The 17,860-nt window shown below is 71.6% G+C and carries 16 protein-coding genes and 1 riboswitch; of the genes, 11 read left to right on the top strand and 5 right to left on the bottom strand.

Annotation, left to right across the window (positions count from 1 at the left end; genetic code table 11):
* Positions 1 to 35 precede the first annotated feature (35 nt).
* Positions 36 to 650, bottom strand: coding sequence for a superoxide dismutase (locus G443_RS00990; RefSeq protein ID WP_026418747.1), 615 nt, complete (start codon positions 648 to 650; stop codon positions 36 to 38).
* Between the two features lie 351 nt (positions 651 to 1,001).
* Here G443_RS00990 and G443_RS00995 point away from each other — a divergent pair, with 351 nt between their 5' ends.
* The 9 genes from G443_RS00995 to G443_RS01035 all read left to right on the top strand — a co-directional run bounded on the left by G443_RS00995 (position 1,002) and on the right by G443_RS01035 (position 9,962).
* On the top strand, positions 1,002 to 1,211 hold the full coding sequence (locus tag G443_RS00995; protein WP_026418748.1) for a hypothetical protein: 210 nt from the start codon (positions 1,002 to 1,004) through the stop codon (positions 1,209 to 1,211).
* A 92-nt stretch (positions 1,212 to 1,303) separates the two neighbouring features.
* Positions 1,304 to 2,002, top strand: a complete 699-nt coding sequence (clsA, locus tag G443_RS01000) for a cardiolipin synthase ClsA (protein WP_245588795.1) — start codon at positions 1,304 to 1,306, stop codon at positions 2,000 to 2,002.
* A gap of 66 nt (positions 2,003 to 2,068) precedes the next feature.
* A complete protein-coding gene (gcvH, locus tag G443_RS01005) occupies positions 2,069 to 2,458 on the top strand; it encodes a glycine cleavage system protein GcvH (protein ID WP_026418750.1) in 390 nt (129 codons plus the stop codon).
* Between the two features lie 147 nt (positions 2,459 to 2,605).
* Positions 2,606 to 3,067 carry a glycogen accumulation regulator GarA gene (gene garA, locus G443_RS01010; RefSeq protein ID WP_026418751.1) on the top strand — a complete coding sequence of 154 codons (462 nt, stop codon included), beginning with the start codon at positions 2,606 to 2,608 and terminating at the stop codon, positions 3,065 to 3,067.
* Positions 3,064 to 3,771 (top strand): transcriptional regulator FtsR, encoded by a 708-nt coding sequence (ftsR, locus tag G443_RS01015; protein WP_026418752.1) that lies wholly within the window; start codon positions 3,064 to 3,066, stop codon positions 3,769 to 3,771. Before garA ends, ftsR begins: the two co-directional genes overlap by 4 nt.
* 150 nt (positions 3,772 to 3,921) lie before the next feature.
* On the top strand, positions 3,922 to 4,398 hold the full coding sequence (locus G443_RS01020) for a bifunctional nuclease family protein (protein WP_016698100.1): 477 nt from the start codon (positions 3,922 to 3,924) through the stop codon (positions 4,396 to 4,398).
* A 326-nt stretch (positions 4,399 to 4,724) separates the two neighbouring features.
* A complete protein-coding gene (locus G443_RS01025) occupies positions 4,725 to 5,288 on the top strand; it encodes a MerR family transcriptional regulator (RefSeq protein WP_026418753.1) in 564 nt (187 codons plus the stop codon).
* A 188-nt stretch (positions 5,289 to 5,476) separates the two neighbouring features.
* Positions 5,477 to 5,573: riboswitch (glycine riboswitch) on the top strand.
* Between the two features lie 191 nt (positions 5,574 to 5,764).
* The gene (gene gcvP, locus G443_RS01030) at positions 5,765 to 8,686 is read left to right on the top strand and encodes an aminomethyl-transferring glycine dehydrogenase (protein ID WP_026418754.1); all 2,922 of its coding nucleotides are present in this window, start codon (positions 5,765 to 5,767) and stop codon (positions 8,684 to 8,686) included.
* 25 nt (positions 8,687 to 8,711) lie between these two features.
* On the top strand, positions 8,712 to 9,962 hold the full coding sequence (locus tag G443_RS01035) for an aminoacyl--tRNA ligase-related protein (RefSeq protein WP_026418755.1): 1,251 nt from the start codon (positions 8,712 to 8,714) through the stop codon (positions 9,960 to 9,962).
* Between the two features lie 73 nt (positions 9,963 to 10,035).
* Here G443_RS01035 and G443_RS01040 read toward each other — a convergent pair whose 3' ends face one another.
* From G443_RS01040 to G443_RS01050, 3 genes are all read right to left on the bottom strand, one after another.
* Positions 10,036 to 11,241, bottom strand: a complete 1,206-nt coding sequence (locus G443_RS01040; protein ID WP_051313935.1) for a substrate-binding domain-containing protein — start codon at positions 11,239 to 11,241, stop codon at positions 10,036 to 10,038.
* Positions 11,242 to 11,558: 317 nt separating this feature from the next.
* The gene (locus G443_RS01045) at positions 11,559 to 12,605 is read right to left on the bottom strand and encodes a hemolysin family protein (RefSeq protein ID WP_026418756.1); all 1,047 of its coding nucleotides are present in this window, start codon (positions 12,603 to 12,605) and stop codon (positions 11,559 to 11,561) included.
* Positions 12,602 to 13,969: a hemolysin family protein gene (locus G443_RS01050; protein WP_026418757.1), complete on the bottom strand. Its 1,368-nt coding sequence runs from the start codon at positions 13,967 to 13,969 to the stop codon at positions 12,602 to 12,604. Before G443_RS01050 ends, G443_RS01045 begins: the two co-directional genes overlap by 4 nt.
* Before the next feature lie 353 nt (positions 13,970 to 14,322).
* On the opposite strand from G443_RS01050, the gene G443_RS01055 reads away from it, so the two are divergent.
* On the top strand, positions 14,323 to 15,795 hold the full coding sequence (locus tag G443_RS01055; RefSeq protein WP_026418758.1) for a peptide MFS transporter: 1,473 nt from the start codon (positions 14,323 to 14,325) through the stop codon (positions 15,793 to 15,795).
* A 42-nt stretch (positions 15,796 to 15,837) separates the two neighbouring features.
* Here G443_RS01055 and G443_RS01060 read toward each other — a convergent pair whose 3' ends face one another.
* Positions 15,838 to 16,434, bottom strand: coding sequence for a TetR/AcrR family transcriptional regulator (locus tag G443_RS01060; RefSeq protein ID WP_026418759.1), 597 nt, complete (start codon positions 16,432 to 16,434; stop codon positions 15,838 to 15,840).
* A gap of 155 nt (positions 16,435 to 16,589) precedes the next feature.
* On the opposite strand from G443_RS01060, the gene G443_RS01065 reads away from it, so the two are divergent.
* On the top strand, positions 16,590 to 17,855 hold the full coding sequence (locus G443_RS01065) for a glutamate-cysteine ligase family protein (protein ID WP_030105998.1): 1,266 nt from the start codon (positions 16,590 to 16,592) through the stop codon (positions 17,853 to 17,855).
* Positions 17,856 to 17,860 lie beyond the last annotated feature (5 nt).

The raw sequence follows: 17,860 nt of genomic DNA on the forward strand, positions 1-17,860 counted from the left end.
GCTTAGTGGCGGCCCGCCCCACCCCGCTGGTCGGATCAACCGATCTTGACGCCCCGGGCGGCGGTGAACCGCTGCGTCACGTCGGCCCAGTTGACGATGTTCCAGAACGCCTTGACGTAGTCCGCCTTGACGTTGCGGTACTGCAGGTAGAAGGCGTGCTCCCACATGTCGAGCATGAGCAGCGGGTACGAGCCGGCGGCCAGGTTGCCCTGGTGGTCGTAGAGCTGCTCGAGGATCAGCCGCTGCCCCAGCGAGTCCCAGGCCAGGATCGACCAGCCGGAGCCCTGGATGCCCAGCGCGTTCGCCGTGAAGTGCGCCCGGAACCCGTCGAAGGAACCGAAGAACTCGTCGATGGCCGCGCCCAGCTCGCCGTCCGGCTTGTCACCACCGTCGGGGGACAGGTTCGGCCAGAAGACGGAGTGGTTCACGTGACCGGCGAGGTTGAACGCGAGGTTCTTCTGGAGCAGGTTGGCCGAGCCCAGGTCGTTCTTGTCCCGGGCCTCCGCCATGCGCTCCAACGCGTCGTTGGCGCCCTTGACGTAGGTCGCGTGGTGCTTGTCGTGGTGCAGCTCCATGATCTCGCCGGAGATGTGCGGTTCCAGCGCCCCGAAGTCGTAGGGCAGATCGGGCAGCGTGTATGGCGTGGTCACAGGTCCCACCTCATGTCGGGCAACGGTCAACACGGAAACCCGGGCGTCGGCACCGACGGTGTCGCCACCCGGCTCTCGTAAAGCTACCGCCGGAAGATCGGGCGAGCAGGCGGAGGGGCTGGGCCACGCGACCGTTCGTCGGTCGGCCCGGACGACGAACGGTGCCATCGGGACGCGCGGCCGGTCAGCCCGGCACCACCGGTCCGCGCTGCTCGGCGAGCTGCTCCGGCCGGTCGGCTCGCCGCGAGGCAGAAGAACGTGAGAAGCGCTTGCCTCTGTCCGAGAATCTGGATCAGGGAGCTAACGCGGCACGCCGTGGTGCCGACAGTCCTGATGGAGGTGCGACCGCGCATGAGCGTTGACATGGCCGTGGGAACCGAGACGACGTCCGACACCCCGCCGACCACCCCCTTCACCGTCGTGTGGAGTAGGGGCCACGCGTACGTCCTCGAGGACGCCCCGGGCCGGGCCCGTTGGGTCGGCGTGGACGACAGGGGGCGTGCCCTGACCCTCACCAACGCGCAGCTCCAGCGGCGCGGTTGGAGCCGCACGAGCTCCTGACGGGAGCACTCGGCGCCCCAGTCAGGCCGGTGTGTAAGGCTTGACCTGGGGCGCGAGGGGGCAAGCGGCCCTGGGACCAGGACGTGAATGGGGTGGCGATGGGGCCCGAGGGCAGGCCGAACGAGCAGGGGGCACCGGACGGCTTCCTCAGCGCGCAGCTGGGAGACACCAGCTGGACGGCGATCAAACAGGACCGGATCCTCACGGTCCCGAACCTGTTGAGCTTCCTGCGGCTCGCCGGGGTGCCGGTCTTCCTCTGGCTGCTCCTCGTCCCGCGCGCGGACGTCGCCGCGCTCCTGATCCTGGTGCTCAGCGGTATCACCGACTGGCTCGACGGGAAGCTGGCCAGATGGCTGGACCAGTCGAGCCGGTTGGGCGCCATGCTCGACCCGGCGGTCGACCGGTTGTACATCGCGGCCACCCTGGTGGCCTTCGCGATCCGGGACATCGTGCCGCTCTGGCTGGTCCTGGTCCTCTTCGCCAGGGAGATCGTCCTCGGTCTCGCCCTGCTCGTCCTCCGACACCACGGGTTCGGGCCCTACGAGGTCCACTACCTCGGCAAGGCGGCGACGTTCTGCCTGCTCTACGCGTTCCCGCTCCTCCTGTTGGCGCAGGGGACCTCCACCGTCAGCCTCATCGCGCAGCCGGTGGCGTACGCGTTCACGGTCTGGGGCTGCGCGCTGTACCTGTGGTCCGGGCTGCTGTACCTCTGGCAGGGCGCGCGGGCCGTCCTCGGGAGCGGGGCCGCGGCGGGGACCCGCCCCGAGACCAGCGGGGTCAGCTCCGAGTAGGGGGGAGTTCCGCCGGCACCGGCTCCTTGGCAGGATGAGCCCAGCGAACCAGTGATCGGAGGAGAGATGTCGGCGGTTCCGGAAGAGTTGCGCTATACCCAGGAGCACGAGTGGGTGGCGATCCAGGAGTCCGGCACGGTGCGGATCGGCATCACGGACTACGCGCAGCGCCAGCTCGGGGACGTGGTGTTCACCCAGCTGCCGGAGCCGGGCCAGCGCTTCGCGACCGGCGATACGATCGGGGAGGTCGAGTCGACCAAGTCCGTCTCCGAGATCTACATGCCCCTTGCCGGCGAGGTCCTGACTCGGAACACTGGGTTGGAAGATCAACCGGAGTCCCTGAACGAGGACCCGTACGGGGACGGGTGGATGATCGAGGTGCGGCCGGACGACCCGAGCGAGCTCGAGGGTCTGCTGGACGCGGGTGAGTACGCCAAGCTGGCCGACAACGGCTGAGCGGGCGCGGGAACTGTACGAGAGGGATTGGCGCCGGCCCCCGGTCGCCAATGTTCATGACCACGGGAGTCGGGCCACGTGCGTTGGTGGCGGCAGGGTAGTTTGAGATCGGCTTTGGATCGCCTAACCAGCAGGAGGAGAGCTCAGGTGAGCACCAACGACGGGCCCGGCACTCCGCCGGAGCGGTCCCCGGAACAGACCTCGGTCTTCCGCGCGGACTTCCTCAACGAGGTGGAGCCTTCCGACTCCCCCGCGGCGGAGCCCGCGGTCTCGGGAGTCGACGCTCTTCCGACGGGTTCCGCGTTGCTGGTGGTCAAGAGGGGCCCGAACGCCGGGTCCCGCTTCCTGCTCGACAGGGAGACCACCAGTGCGGGGCGTCACCCGGACAGCGACATCTTCCTCGACGACGTGACGGTGTCCCGCCGTCACGCCGAGTTCCGCCGTGAGGGCGACGAGTTCGTCGTCGTCGACGTCGGCAGCCTGAACGGGACCTACGTCAACCGGGAGCCCGTGGACACCGCGGTGCTCGCCAACGGCGACGAGGTCCAGATCGGCAAGTTCCGGCTCGTCTTCCTGACCGGTCCGATCGGGGGCCAGGAGGAGCGGTGACCCCGGCCGGGCGGCCCGGACACGAGGCGATCAGCGTCGGGGCGGTGCTCACCGAGCTCCGTCCCGACTTCCCCGACCTGTCGCTGGCCAGGGTTCTCTTCCTGGTGTCGGAGGGCTTGGTATCGCCCTCCGAGTCCCGGTCCGGGTCACCCGTCTTCACGTCGGACGACATCGCGCGCCTCCGCCTGGTGCTCGCCGCTCAGCGGGACCAGGGGTTGCCCCTGAGCTGGATCCGCGATCGACTCGAGGCCGACCCGCGCTGGAGCGGTCGGAGCGAGGAGCGCCCGGACCCGTGCCCGGGCGATGCGGCGGAGGACGCTGGTCGCGCGGCCCGGCTGACCCGGGAGGAGATGCTCGCCGCCGCCGGCATCGACGAGGTCATGCTGGTCGAGCTCGAACACTACGGACTGGTCCGGTCGGGAGCTGTCGGCTTCTTCGACCGGGACGCCGTGCGGATCGCGCGCCTGGTGCGGCACGCCGCCGACTACGGTCTGGAGCCGAGGCACCTCCGAGCCCTGCGGACGTCCGCCGACCGGCAGGTAGCGTTGATGGCGCAGGCCGTCGCCCCACCGCAGAGGCCGTCCGACCGCGATCCCCACGCCGGCCTCCGGGCGGAGGAGAGGCTGCGGGAGCTGTCCGCCCTCTCGGCGACCCTCTACGAGCTGCTCCTGCGGTCGAGCGTCCGGAGTACCGGTGGTTGGTGAGCGGACGGCGGCCATAAGGATGGTTGCCGAGTTGACACGAAGAATCACGAGCGTAGTGAGCCCGAGGCGGGTAGCGTCGATGCTGTCAGTGCGCCATCCTCGATTGTGTGATGTCCGCTCGACGTGGTTCGCGGGAGGAGGGGAGGCCCGATGAGCAGCGAGATGCGTGTGGTCGGCGTACGGGTGGAACTACCCGCCAACACACCGATCCTCCTGCTGCGCGAGGTCGAGGGTGAGCGCTACCTGCCGATCTGGATCGGCTCGGTGGAGGCCACCGCGATCGCCCTCGAACAGCAGGGTGTTCGGCCTCCACGTCCCCTGACGCACGACCTCCTCAAGGACGTGATCGGCGCGCTGGGCCGGGAGCTCGAGCAGGTGCGGATCACCGACATGCGCGAGGGCACCTTCTACGCGGAGCTCGTCTTCGACGGCGACGTCCGGGTGTCGGCCCGTCCGAGCGACTCGGTCGCACTGGCCCTCCGGGTCGGGGTTCCCATCCACGCCGACGAGGAGGTCCTCTCCGAGGCCGGCCTGATGATCCCGGACGAGCAGGAGGACGAGGTCGAGAAGTTCCGCGAGTTCCTCGACTCCGTCTCGCCGGAGGACTTCCGGGGCGCCGACACCTAGCCCTCGCGCCCGCGTCACCCGCCACGGACGGCGAGCGCCGCGACGGCGGGGTCGATTCCGCTGAAGGATGCTTGTTCAGTCAATCGGGTGATCATGGTGCCCCTCGAGTTGCGGCCCCCGAGCACCCCCACCAAGGTCGAACGTAAATTCAGCGTGTGGAGTTCTCCGCGCGTCGCGTTGACCTGTTCGCACGCCAGTCCTACCGTCATCCAGGACGAGGCGCACCCGTGGTGCCACCTCAGGTGCATACTCAGATGTCCGGTGGTCCGGATCGACCACCAGGGCGACGTTCGTCGGTCTCGGGACCGCACGAGGAGGAGGCAGGCGTGGTCGAGGATTCGCCCATCCAGACAACTCCGGGTGAGCAGGGCGCCTTGTTCCCGGACTCGCTGCTGCCGGACGAACTGGTCGGCTACCGGGGCGCCGCCGCCTGCCAGATCGCGGGCATCACCTACCGCCAGCTCGACTACTGGGCGCGGACCGGTCTGGTGGGGCCCTCCATCCGCAGCGCCCACGGTTCCGGCAGCCAGCGGTTGTACTCCTTCAAGGACCTCCTGGTCCTCAAGGTCGTCAAGCGGCTGCTCGACACCGGGGTGTCCCTGCAGAACATCCGGGTGGCGGTGGAACACCTCCGAAAACGAGGTGTCCGGGACCTCGCGAGGATCACGTTGTTCAGCGATGGCACCACCGTGTACGAGTGCACGTCGCCCGAGGAGGTCGTCGACCTCCTGCAGGGTGGGCAGGGCGTGTTCGGCATCGCCGTGAGCGGAGCGATGCGGGAGATCAGCGGAACGATCCACGAGTTCCCCGCCGAACGCGCCGACGGTATGGAGATCCAGGAGGACCACGTCGACGAGCTCTCCCGACGGCGAGCCCAGCGCACTGGTTGAGCCGCGCGTCGCGGCAGGGCGCCCGGCGGGCCGGATGACGGCTCGGTATCCCCGGAGCGGCCCGAGGTGACCACGCCGGGTGACCCCGGCGCCGCGTCGGAGGGGCGGCCGAGGTCCAGTGCGCGGGACGATCCGCACGGGCAGGGGCGGGCGCGCCACGGCCGGGTAGGCTGACGCGTGTAGTCGTAGGACTCCACGCGGGAGAGTCCGCACCGCATGCCGGTGCGGCGCCGAAGGAGCAACTTTCCCCGGAACCTCTCAGGCAGCCAGGACCGCGTGGACGAGACACCTCTGGAAAGAGGGTGGGTGAGCGGGCGGGTTCCGACCCGGCGTTGACCAGCCCCGCCGACGGTGCAAGTCCGGTGCTGGTGGACCGGGCGAAGCTCTCAGGCACCCGCGCGCCGGGTAGCGACAGAGGGGGAGCCCTCGCCATCCTGCCCGGAGGCGGGAAGCCCGACGACTACCGAGGTCCGGTCATGACGACGTCAGAGCACGCCCTCCGCCCCACACCAGCCCTCTCCGAGTTGGAGCGAGCCACGCCGTTCGCCGACCGCCACATCGGCCCGGACGACGCGGGACTGGCCCGGATGCTGTCGGTCGTCGGGGTCGGCTCGCTCGAGGAGCTCGCCGACCGCGCGGTGCCGGCGGACATCCGCGACGACAGCCCGGCCGTGGGGCTCGAACGGCCGCTGTCCGAGCACGAGGTCCTCGCGGAGCTGCGCGGCCTGGCGGCCAGGAACCGGCCGATGGTCCAGATGATCGGTCTCGGATACCACTCCACGATCACCCCGCCGGTGATCCGGCGGAACGTGCTGGAGAACCCGGCCTGGTACACCGCCTACACCCCCTACCAGCCCGAGATCTCGCAGGGGCGGCTGGAGGCCCTGCTCAACTTCCAGACCGTGGTGGCCGACCTCACCGCCCTGCCCGTCGCCAACGCCTCGATGCTCGACGAGTCCACCTCCGCCGCCGAGGCCATGACCCTGCTGCGCCGGGCCGGCCGGTCCCGGTCCGACCGGTTCCTGGTGGACGCGGACACCCTCCCCCAGACCGTGGAGGTGCTGCGGACCCGGGCCGAACCCCTCGGGATCGAGCTGGAACTCGTGGAGCTGGGCGGCGACGCGGCCCTGCCCGAGGGGGACTTCTTCGGTCTCCTGCTCGCCTACCCCGGCGCCTCCGGCCAGGTCGTCGACCTCGAGGCCGTCGTCGAGGCCGCCCACGAGCGCGGCGCCCTGGTCGCGGCCGCCACCGACCTGCTGGCGTTGACCCTGCTCCGCCCGCCGGGTGAGTTCGGGGTGGACGCGGTGGTGGGCTCGACCCAGCGTTTCGGGGTGCCCCTCGGTTTCGGCGGGCCGCACGCGGCGTTCCTCTCCGTCCGGGAAGGGCTCCAACGGCAGCTGCCCGGGAGGCTGGTGGGGGTCAGCGTCGACGCGGACGGCGCCACGGCGTACCGCTTGGCCCTCCAGACCAGGGAACAGCACATCCGCCGCGAGAAGGCCACCAGCAACATCTGCACCGCCCAGGTGCTGCTGGCCGTGGTGGCCGCGATGTACGCCGTCCACCACGGAGCGGAGGGCCTGCGCACCATCGCGCTGCGCACGCACCGGATGGCCGTGGTGCTGGCCGAGGGGCTGCGGCGGGCCGGGCTCCGCGTGGTCCACGACCACTTCTTCGACACCGTCGTCGTGGAGGTGCCGGGTCGCGCGGAGCGGGTGGTGGCCGCCGCACGCGACCTCGGCGTCAACCTTCGGCTCGTCGACGCCGACCACGTCGGCGTGTCCTGCGGGGAGGACACCACCCGCGGCCACCTCGACCTCGTCTGGCGAGCGTTCGGGTCGGACGCCTCCGTGCCGTCCGACCCGCGGCCCGACGTCGACGACCTGGACCGGCGGACACCGGACGCGGTCCCGGACGGGCTGCGCCGTACCAGCGGCTACCTCACCCACCCGGTCTTCGAGGCGCACCGGTCGGAGACCGCGCTGCTGCGCTACCTGCGCCGACTCGCGGACTCGGACCTGGCCCTCGACCGCACGATGATCCCGCTCGGTTCCTGCACCATGAAGCTGAACGCGACCGCCGAGATGGAACCCATCACGTGGCCCGAGTTCGCCGGGCTGCACCCCTTCGCCCCCGCATCCGACGCCGCCGGGCTGCTGTCCGTGGTCGAGGACCTGGAACGGTGGCTGGCCGAGATCACCGGGTACGACGCGGTGAGCCTCCAGCCCAACGCCGGGAGCCAAGGCGAGTTCGCCGGACTGCTGGCGATCCGCGCCTACCACCGCGACCGGGGCGAGCCGCACCGCGACGTCTGCCTGATCCCCGCGAGCGCCCACGGGACCAACGCCGCGAGCGCGGTGATGGCGGGCATGCGCGTCGTGGTGGTCCGCTGCGACGAGTCCGGGAACGTCGACCTCCCGGACCTGCGCCGGCTCGTCGGGGAACACCGCCACGACCTGGCCGCCATCATGATCACCTACCCCTCGACCCACGGCGTCTACGAGGACACCGTCCGCGAGGTGTGCGCCGAGGTGCACGACGCCGGCGGACAGGTCTACGTCGACGGGGCCAACCTGAACGCGTTGATCGGCCTGGCCCGCCCGGGCCGGTTCGGTGCCGATGTCTCCCACCTGAACCTGCACAAGACGTTCTGCATCCCGCACGGCGGAGGTGGACCGGGAGTGGGGCCGGTCGGCGTCCGGGCGCACCTGGCGCCCTTCCTGCCCAACCACCCCCTCCAACCGGCGGCCGGACCGGCGACCGGGGTCGGGCCGATCAGCGCGGCGCCCTGGGGGAGCGCCTCCATCCTGCCGATCTCCTGGGCCTACGTGCGGATGATGGGCGCCGAGGGGTTGCGACGGGCCACCCTCACCGCCGTCGCCGCCGCGAACTACGTCGCTGCTCGGCTGTCGCCCCACTACCCGGTGCTCTACACGGGCGCGGGTGGCCACGTGGCCCACGAGTGCATCCTCGACCTGCGTGAGCTGACCAGGACGACCGGGGTGACGGTCGACGACGTCGCCAAGCGCCTCGCCGACTACGGCCTGCACGCCCCCACGATGTCCTTCCCGGTCGCCGGGACCCTCATGGTCGAGCCGACCGAGAGCGAGGACCTGGCGGAGCTCGACCGCTTCTGCGACGCGATGATCGCCATCAGGGGGGAGATCGACCGGGTCGGTTCCGGGGAGTGGCCGGCCGAGGACAACCCGTTGCGCAACGCGCCCCACACCGCGGCCTCCCTGGCCGGGGACTGGCGGCACCCCTACGAGCGGGAGCTCGCCGCGTTCCCCACCGGCCGCCACCGGGACAAGGTGTGGCCCCCGGTGCGGCGGATCGACGGTGCCCGTGGCGACCGCAACCTCGTCTGCTCCTGCCCGCCGCTGTCCGCCTACCAGGACTGAGCGGACCGGTCGTCGGGACAAACGGGTGTACGACCCCGGTGAACTGTTGGATCCGGCCGCTGGCGCGTCGTGGCGGCTGGCGCGCCGCGGCTGGTTGGTGGACCGAGCGGCGCTGCGCGCCCTGGTCGTGAAGCGGGACGAGGCGGTCCGGCGGGCGGCGGTGTCGGCGGACCGCCGGACCCGGGTGTCGGCCCGGGTCCGCGCCGCCGCTCGGGCCGGGGCCGACCTCGCCGCCCTCCGCTCCGAGGCGCGCGGGCTGAAGGAAGGGGAACGGGCGGCGCGAAGTGCGGCGCTGGCGGCGTCGGAGCGCCTCGCCGCGTTCCTGCTCGACGTGCCCGCGACTCCTGACGACCGGGTGCCCGACGGCGCCACCGAGGAGTGCGCGGTCGAGCTCCGCCGCTGGAGCGCGCCCGGTGCGGGTCTTCGGGCAGAGACGACCACGGCCGAGCGGCCCGGCGGCCGAACACCAGCCGATCCGGGCCGCACGAGCGTGACCAGGGCTCGCCTCGAACGGGTGGTCGGCGGGTTCCTGCTCGACCTGCACGGCACTCGCCACGGCTACGACGAGGTGTCCCTGCCGCTCCTCGTGGAGCCCGAGATGAGCCACCGGGGGCCCCGGGGACCCGCCGCGCCGGCCTCGCTGGTGGGCCTGACCTCCGCACAGGGGACGCGGTACGTCGCACCGGGCGGGGACATCGGGATGACGCTGGTCCACGCCGGGCGGAGCCTGCCGGTCGAGCGGCTGCCCCTCGCCCACGTCGCGCTGAGCCCCCAGCTGGGGGTGGACGACCTCCGCTCCCCCGGGGGCGGAGGAGCGAGCCAGCCCGGCGTGGGGCAGACCACGACCGTCGACCTGCTCCGCGTCTGCCTACCGGAGCGCCTCGACGTGGAGTTCCGCCGGCTGGTCGCCCATGCCGAGGAGTGCCTCCGACACCTGGAGCTGTCCCACCGGGTCCTGCTGGTGCCCGCCGGTGATCTCGGTTTCGCCGCGCGGCGGGCGGTCCGCATCCAGGTCTGGTCGCCGCGCCGTCGCCGCTACCACGACCTGACCACCATCTCCGACTGCGGCACCTTCCTGGCCCGGCGGACGAACACCAGGGTCAGGCCGCGCGAGGGCGGCCGCCAGTACGCCGGCATCGTGCACGGGGCGGCACTCCCCGTGGGGCCGACCGTGACGGCCCTCCTCGAGCAGCACGGGCGGACCGACGGTCTCGTGCGGGTGCCGGCCGCGCTCGTGGGCGGGCTGGTGGGGCGTCGGCTGCTCGCGGTCGTCTGACGGGGTCGAACGGCCAGGTCTGGACGCCCGGCGGGCGTCTCCGGTGGGGAGTGCCCGGCCCACGGCCGAGGGGTCAGGTACCCAGCAGTTCCCGCCACCGCGCTGTCACCGCGCCCGTCACCGCGCGCTCGGCGGGTTCGAGCGTGTCCATGGGCGTGGTCCAGGACAACCCGGGGGAGGGGTCCGGGTAGGCGGTCACCGAGGCCACCCGGAACCCGGCCTGGGCGAGGAAGCGTTGTGACGTTCGTTCGGTGAGGAAGTCCCCGAACCGTTGGGCCGCGCGCAGGGTCGCGGTGTCGCCGCTGGCGTCCTTCACCGACACCAACGGGAACTGCACGGACGGGGTGGGAGCCAGCGGCAGGCCCACGATGGCCTCGGGCGGCGCGTCCGCCCCGTCCTTGCCCACGTTGCGCCGGTAGAGGTCGACCTCGGCGACCGGGACCGCGGCGAGCGAGCCGGTGAGGGGCGTGTCCGCGCCGTCCATCATCTGGAGGGCCTCCCGGCCCGTGCTGGGCACGTCGGCGGGTTGCCCTCCGGCCACCGCCGCCAGGTGCTGCTGGGCGCTCGCCCCGTCGAGGACGTCCTCGGTGACCGGGCCGGACTCGGACCCGCTGCTCGTCGCCAGCACGGCCTGGAGCGCGAGCTGGCTGGCGCGGTTCATCGCCGGGTCGGGCACGGCCAGGGAGAAGGTGCCCCACTCCGCGCGCTGCACACCGCCCCAACCGGTGGCGAGGGCCATCCCCGCGACGGTCTCCCAGGTCGCCTCGCCCTCCTGGAGGGCGGCCGCGCCGGCGGCCGGCACGGCGAGCAGGACCGGGCTGCTCGCGACGATCTGCGGCTGCGATCCGAGGACGGCGTTGTTCTCGCTGGCCAGGCGGTCCGTCCAGACCGTGGAGTCGGGGATCCAGGCGGCGGGCCGAGGCCCCGCCAGCTCCTCGTCCCACTCCTCGCCGGTGAGCCCGTCGACGACGGCGGCGGATGACGCGGTGTGCACCTCGGCCCGCACGCAGTGGTTCTGCACGCGCGGCGAGGAGGCGTTCCACTGCTCGGCCGCTGCGGTGACCGGTTCGGTCATGCTCGCCGTGACGGTGACGGGCAGGACCAGCTCACCCGCCGAACAGTTCTCCGCCTCGGCGTCGGCACGCCGGTCGACCATGTCGCTGAGCGCGCCGTAGCCGATGACGCCCAGGACGGAGACCACCACGAGACCGAGGACGAACAACGGCCAACCGGCGATCTTCCGTCGGAAGCCGAGTCCAGTTCCGCGATGTCGCGCCATTAAGTGTCCTCTCTAGCCACCTGTTCGTGTCAGATGGCTTCAAAAGGTAACGAAAATTGCGTGGCTGATTCCACGAAGCCGCACTGGTTCCCGAAGACCTTAGCCCATGAGAGGCAAGGGACGTGTTAATCCGGTTGCGCAACGTTAACCCCGGCGGGCGGCAGTCGGGTAATGGTTACCCGGCGGGCGCCGCGCCCGCCGCGTCGGCTCACTCCCGGGGGGCAGCGGTGAGCCTCGCGCGTGGCACCGGGGGTCATGACGACCCGGACAGGCGGGAGGGGGGTGGCGAGAGCCACCCCCCTCCCGGTCGCGCACTGTCAGTGAGCACCCACGTGCATCGCGTCGCGCACGGTGCCGACGTACTCCTCCAACAGATCCTCCAGTGCCACCACACCCAACAGGCGACCGTCCTTGTCGACCGCCCTCGCCAGGTGGCTCTGCGCCCGGCGGAGCGTGGTCAGGGCGTCGTCGAGACGGTCCTCGGCGGACACGACCGGCAGGCCCCGGACGCGGCTGGCCGCGACCGGGGTCGACGGGTCGGCGCCGGCCTGGTCCAACACGTCCTTCACGTGCAGGTAACCGGCGAGACCCCCCTCGTCGTCGAGGATGGGGAAGCGGGAGAAGCCCGTGGTGGACACCACCCGCTCCACGTCCCCCACGGTCGGGTTCCGGGGAAGCGTCGTCAGCTCACCGGTCGGTACGAGCACCTCCGCCACCGTGCGCTCGGCGGACGACAGGGTCTTGGCCAGCCGACGGTGCTCCGAGTCGTCCAGGAGGCCCTCCTTGCGCGACTCGGTGATCAGCAGCGCCAACTCGTCCGAGGTGTAGGCCGAGCCCAGCTCGTCCTTCGGTTCGACCTTCGCCAGCCGCAGCACCCCGTTCGCCGCGACGTTGAACAGGGAGATCAGCGGCTTGGTCAGCCGGACGAAGAGGACGTGCGGCGGCACCAGCCACAGCGCCAGGCGCTCCGGCGTGGCGATGGCCAGGTTCTTCGGGACCATCTCACCTATCAGCAGGTGCGCCAGGCCCACCAGGGACAACGCGATGATGAACGCGATGGTGTGGAGCAGGAACGCCGGGATCGCGAGTGGGCCCAGCGCCCGTTCGATCATCACCGCGACCGCCGGCTCGCCGAGCCGGCCCAGCGCCAGTGAACAGATGGTGATGCCCAGCTGAGCACCGGCCAGCATCAGCGACGCGTTCTTCCCCGCGTCCAGCACCACCCGCGCTCGGGTGGTGCCCTGTTCGAGCATGGCCTCCAGGCGGTCCCGGCGGGAGGACAGCAGGGAGAACTCGGCGCCGACGAAGAAGGCGTTCAGCGCCAGCAACACGACGATCAGCGTGATCGCGACCCAACCGCTCACCGTGCGACCTCCTCACGGGCCGAAACGGCCCCCTCCAGCGCCGGGGTTCGCGCCGCCTCCGTCCGCACCACCCGCACCTCGGCGATGCGGTGGCGGTCCATCCGGGTGACCGTCAGCTGCCAGCCCTCGACGGCGATGTCGTCGTCCACGGAGGGGATCCGGCCGAGCCTGTCGAGGACGAACCCGGCCAGGGTCTCGTAGTCGCCCTCGGGCAACACCAGGCCGGTGGCCTCGGCGAGCTCGTCGTCCCGGAGCAGGCCCGAGATCAGCCAGCTCTCCTCGCCCAGCGGGCGAACGGCCGGGACCTCGCGCCGGTCGTGCTCGTCCCGCACGTCACCGACGATCTCCTCGATGACGTCCTCCACGGTCACCAGGCCGGCGCTGCCGCCGTACTCGTCGACGACCATCGCCAGCTGGAGCCCCGAACCACGCAGCCGGTTCAGGAGGGTGTCACCGTCCAGCGAGTCCGGAACGGTGGGAACCGGCCTGGCCAGGGACGACACCCGGATCCTGCCTCGCTCGGCCGCCGGGATCCCGAAGGCCTGCTTGACGTGCACCACGCCGCGCACGTCGTCGAGGTCGACACCGTGCACGGGGAAGCGGGAGTACCCGGTCCGCCGGCCCAGCTCGACGAGCTCGTCCACCGTGGCGTCCGGCCCGAGGGAGGCGATGCGGACGCGGGGGGTCATCAGGTCACCGGCGGTGCGCTCGCCGAACCGCAGTGACCTGCCCAGCAACGCCGCCGTACCGGCGTCGAGGGTGCCCTGGGCGGCGCTGGCCCGCACGATGGAGCTGATCTCCTCCGGGGAACGCGCCGAGCGCAGCTCCTCGATGGGTTCGACCCCCAGCTTGCGGACCAGCCAGTTCGCCGCGTTGTTGCTGCCGTCGATCACCCAACGGAAGATCCGGGTGAACGCCGAGTAGACGCCGACGACCGCGCGGGCGGTGGCCAGCGGACGGGAGATGGCCAGGTTCTTCGGGACCATTTCCCCGAAGATCATGGACAGGGAGGTGGCCAGGAAGAGCGCGATGGCCAGTGACAGGCCGCCCACGAGGCCTTCTGGCATCCCGAGCGCGCTCAGGCCGGGGCTGATCAGCTGGGCGATGGCCGGCTCGGCCATGTACCCGGTGACCAGGGTCGTGATGGTGATGCCCAGCTGGGCACCGGAGAGCTGGAAGGACAGCGTGCGGTGGGCCTGCTGCACGTTGCGCGCCCGGCGGTCGCCGACCTGCCGCACGTGCGTGTCGACCGTGCTCCGCTCCAGCGTGGTCAGGGAGAACTCGGCGGCGACGCAGACGAAGGTGCCCGCGGTGATCACGACAACGCCGAGGAGAAGGAGAACGCTGATCAGTACGTCGTTCATCGGACACCCCGGAAGGGGGCGGCCGGGCTGGGACAGCCGGGTTGGTGACCCGGCTTGCTACTGCTACCGGGTGAGTCGGCTTCCGGCACGGAAGTCATCACTCCTCAGTATTCGAGTTGGTGTTAAACGCAGCCAGTGTAAGGGTGAACGGGCGGAAACTGGACGCCCTGCCCGCCGGATCGTGGCGCATTTCCCCTCCTCAGGAGGTTGCGGGCCGCACGTTCCGTGATTTCGCCCACTGTCCGTCACCGCCCGTGTCGCCCTCGTTCCGAGTTGTGCCCGACCGCGCGTCACCGCACGGTGGGGAGGCCGGAGCGGCGTCCGTCCGGGTGGACCGGCGGGGGAGGTGCGCGGTGACCGGGAGCGACGGCGGGAAGTCGGACGGCGGCTTCTTCGGGCAACCACGGGGCCTGGCCACCCTCTTCTTCACCGAGATGTGGGAGCGCTTCTCCTTCTACGGCATGCGGGCGATCCTCGCCTACTACCTCTACTACTCGGCCGTCGACGGCGGCCTGGGCATGCCGCGTTCGTCGGCGTTGGCGCTGGTCGCCGCCTACGGGTCCGCGGTCTACATGGCCAGCGTCGCCGGTGCCTGGGTGGCCGACCGGCTGCTCGGCACGCAACGAGCGGTGCTCTACGGCGGGGTGCTCATCATGTGCGGGCACATCACGCTCGCGATCGTTCCCGGGATGGCGGGGGTGGCGGGTGGGCTCGGCCTGATCATCGTCGGGACCGGACTGCTGAAGTCCAACGTCACCGCCATCGTCGGCACGCTCTACCAGGTGGGTGACCAGCGCAAGGACGCCGGTTTCTCGCTGTTCTACATGGGCATCAACCTGGGGAGCTTCGTCGCGCCGCTGCTCACCGGGCTGGCGGCGAGCAGGGCGGACTTCCACCTCGGTTTCGGGCTTGCCGCGATCGGCATGGCCCTGGGCCTCGTCCAGTACGTGCTCGGCCGGAAGCACCTCGGGCAGGCCAGCCAGGAGCCCACCAACCCGCTCGAACCCGCGGAGCGGCGGTGGCTGCTGCCCCGGCTCGGCCTCGCGGCGCTGGCCGCGGCGGGGGTGCTCGCGGTGCTCGCCCTCGGCGGCTGGCTGACCTCCGGCCGCGTCGTCAACCTGTTGAGCCTGCTGTCGGTGCTGCTGCCCGTCGGCTACTTCTGGGTCATGCTGCGCAGCCGGCGCCTGGACCGGGTCGAGCGCGACCGGGTCCTCGCCTTCGTGCCCCTGTTCGTGGCCAGCGTCATGTTCTGGACGCTCTTCGAGCAGCAGTCCACCGTGATCGCGGCCTTCGCCGACAGCAGGGTCGACCGCGACCTCCTCGGTTTCGAGATCCCGCCCAGCTGGTTCCAGTCCGTCAACCCCGTCGCCATCCTCCTGCTGGCGCCGCTGTTCGCCCTGCTGTGGACCAGGCTGGGCGCACGGCAGCCCGGGACGCCCACCAAGTTCTCCGGCGGTCTCGTCCTGGTCGGGGTGTCGTTCCTGGTCATGATGCTGGCCAGCGCGACCCTGCCCGAGGAGGGCGCCAACCCGCTCTGGCTGGCCGGAGCCCTGGTCGTCATGACCTGCGGGGAGTTGCTGCTCTCCCCGGTGGGGCTGTCCGTCAGCACCTCGCTGGCACCCCGGGCCTTCGCCGCGCAGATGGTGGGGCTCTTCATGCTGTCGGTGGCCGCCGGTTCGGGTGTCGGTGCCCAGCTGGTCCGGCTGTACTCCCCGGAGTCCGAGTTGCTCTACTTCGGCGTGCTCGGGCTGGTGGCGGTGCTGCTCGGCGTGTCCCTGGTCCTGGCCGCCCCGCTGATCCGGCGCCGGATGCACGGCGTGCGCTGAAGCCGGGCACGTCGTCGGGGCCGACCACCACCGACCCGGTCGTCACGCCCTGGCGCTGTGCCGCCGCACCGACTCCTCGACCAGGTCGAGCACCGGCTCGAGGTCGTCGGCGGGCAGACCCATCGCCAGGTGCGAGACCAGCCCCTCCAGGACCAGCTCCAGGTAGCTGGTGAGCACGTCGATGTCGACGTCGTCGCGCAGCTTGCCCGCCGCGCGCTGCCGGGCCAGCCGCTCGCGGGTGGCGACGGTCAACTCCTTCGACCGCTCGGCCCACCGCGCCCGGAAGTCCGGGTCGGTGCGGAGGCGGCGGGAGACCTCCAGCCGCGTACCCAGCAGGTAGGAGGGGTGCGCGTCGCCCTCGACGTCCGGCGGGGCCGCGATCAGGTTGCGCATCACCTGCACCAGGCCCTGCTCCGCCACCACCTCGGCCATCCGGTGCGCGTCGTCCTCGGCGAGGGCGAGGAACAACGACTCCTTGTCCTTGAAGTGGTGGAAGATCGCGCCTCGGGACAGCCCGGTCGCCTCCTCCAACCTGCGGACCGTGGCCCCCTCGTATCCGTGACGGGCGAAGCACGCCCGCGACCCGTACAGGATCTGGCGGCGGCGCGCGTCGAGGTGGTCCTGGCTGACCCGTGGCATGGGGAGATCGTCGCAGTCGACGACATCGAGGTCCAACCAGCCGGTACCTCCGCCGGCGCGTCCTCGGTCACACCGCCCCGGCTCGCTGACGGGGATGCGCGCTCCGCGGATGAGGTGTAGTTTCGGTAGTCGTCCGACTACCTGGGGTGATGTCGATGGCGTCCACGCGGAACCCGCGGGATGTGGTCAGCAGCGCACGTCCGGCCGGAAACGTCGAGTCCGCCAGGATTCGCAGCCGCGTGGAGGCCGAGGCCTATGTCGCCTCCGTCTGCTTCAAGCACGGCCCACCGCGGCTGGCGGGAGTCGAGCTCGAATGGACGGTCCACCACCACGACGATCCCACCCGGCCCGTACGCGCGGAGCACCTCGCGCTGGCCCTGGGTCCGCACGCCCCACCCTCACTGGTACCGGACAGCCCCCACGTCCCCCTCGCCGCTCGGTCGGTCGTCACCGTCGAGCCCGGCGGGCAGGTGGAGATCTCCACGGCGCCGAGGACGGCCGCCTCCGACCTGATCGCGGCCACCTCCGCCGACATCGACCAGCTCCGCCGCCTGCTGGCGGCGGTCGGCCTCGAACTCGGGAGCCAGGGGACCGACCCGCACCGTCCGGTGCGGCGCCTCCTGCGCACCCCGCGCTACGCGGCCATGGAGACGAACTTCAACCGCCGGGGACCGGCGGGGCTCACCATGATGTGCAGCACGGCCGGCCTCCAGGTGTGCCTGGACGCCGGGGAGGGCGGGCAGGTGGCCGCCAGGTGGGCGGCGGTCCACGCGCTGGGTCCCGTCTTCCTCGCCGCGTTCGCCAACTCGCCGACCCTGAGCGGGATCCGCAGCGGGTGGGCCTCCACCAGGATGCTGACCCTGTACAACACCGACCCACCCCGCACCCGCCCCGGCGGCCCGTCCGCCGACCCGGGCGCAGCCTGGGCGCGGAGGGCCTTGGAGACCCCGGTGTTGTGCGTCCGGGAGCGGGAGGAGCCGTGGCCGACGCCGATCGGCGTCACCTTCGGCGACTGGATCGACGGCGCGCTCCACCGGAGGCCCACGTTCGAGGACCTCGACTACCACCTGACGATGCTCTTCACCCCGGTCCGACCGCGCGGCTACCTGGAGATCCGCTACCTCGACATCCAGCCGGACGAGGACTGGGTGGTACCGGCCGCCCTGGTCCTCGCCCTGTTCGCGCGGGATCGCACCGTCGACCGGCTGCTGGAACTCACCGAACCCGCTCGCGGCCGCTGGTTGACCGCGGCCTGCCAGGGCCTGCACGACCCGGTGCTGGCCAGGACCGCCACGTCCGTCCTCACCCTGGCCCTCCAGGGCCTGCGTGACCTCGGTCTGCCGCCACCGGTCCTCGACCACGTCGTGCGGCGCACCGACCAGCTCGTCCACACCCGGGTACCCCGGGTGCTCGGCGCCTGACCGGA

It is taken from the genome of Actinoalloteichus caeruleus DSM 43889, from assembly GCF_000429185.2.
GTDB lineage: Bacteria > Actinomycetota > Actinomycetes > Mycobacteriales > Pseudonocardiaceae > Actinoalloteichus_B > Actinoalloteichus_B caeruleus.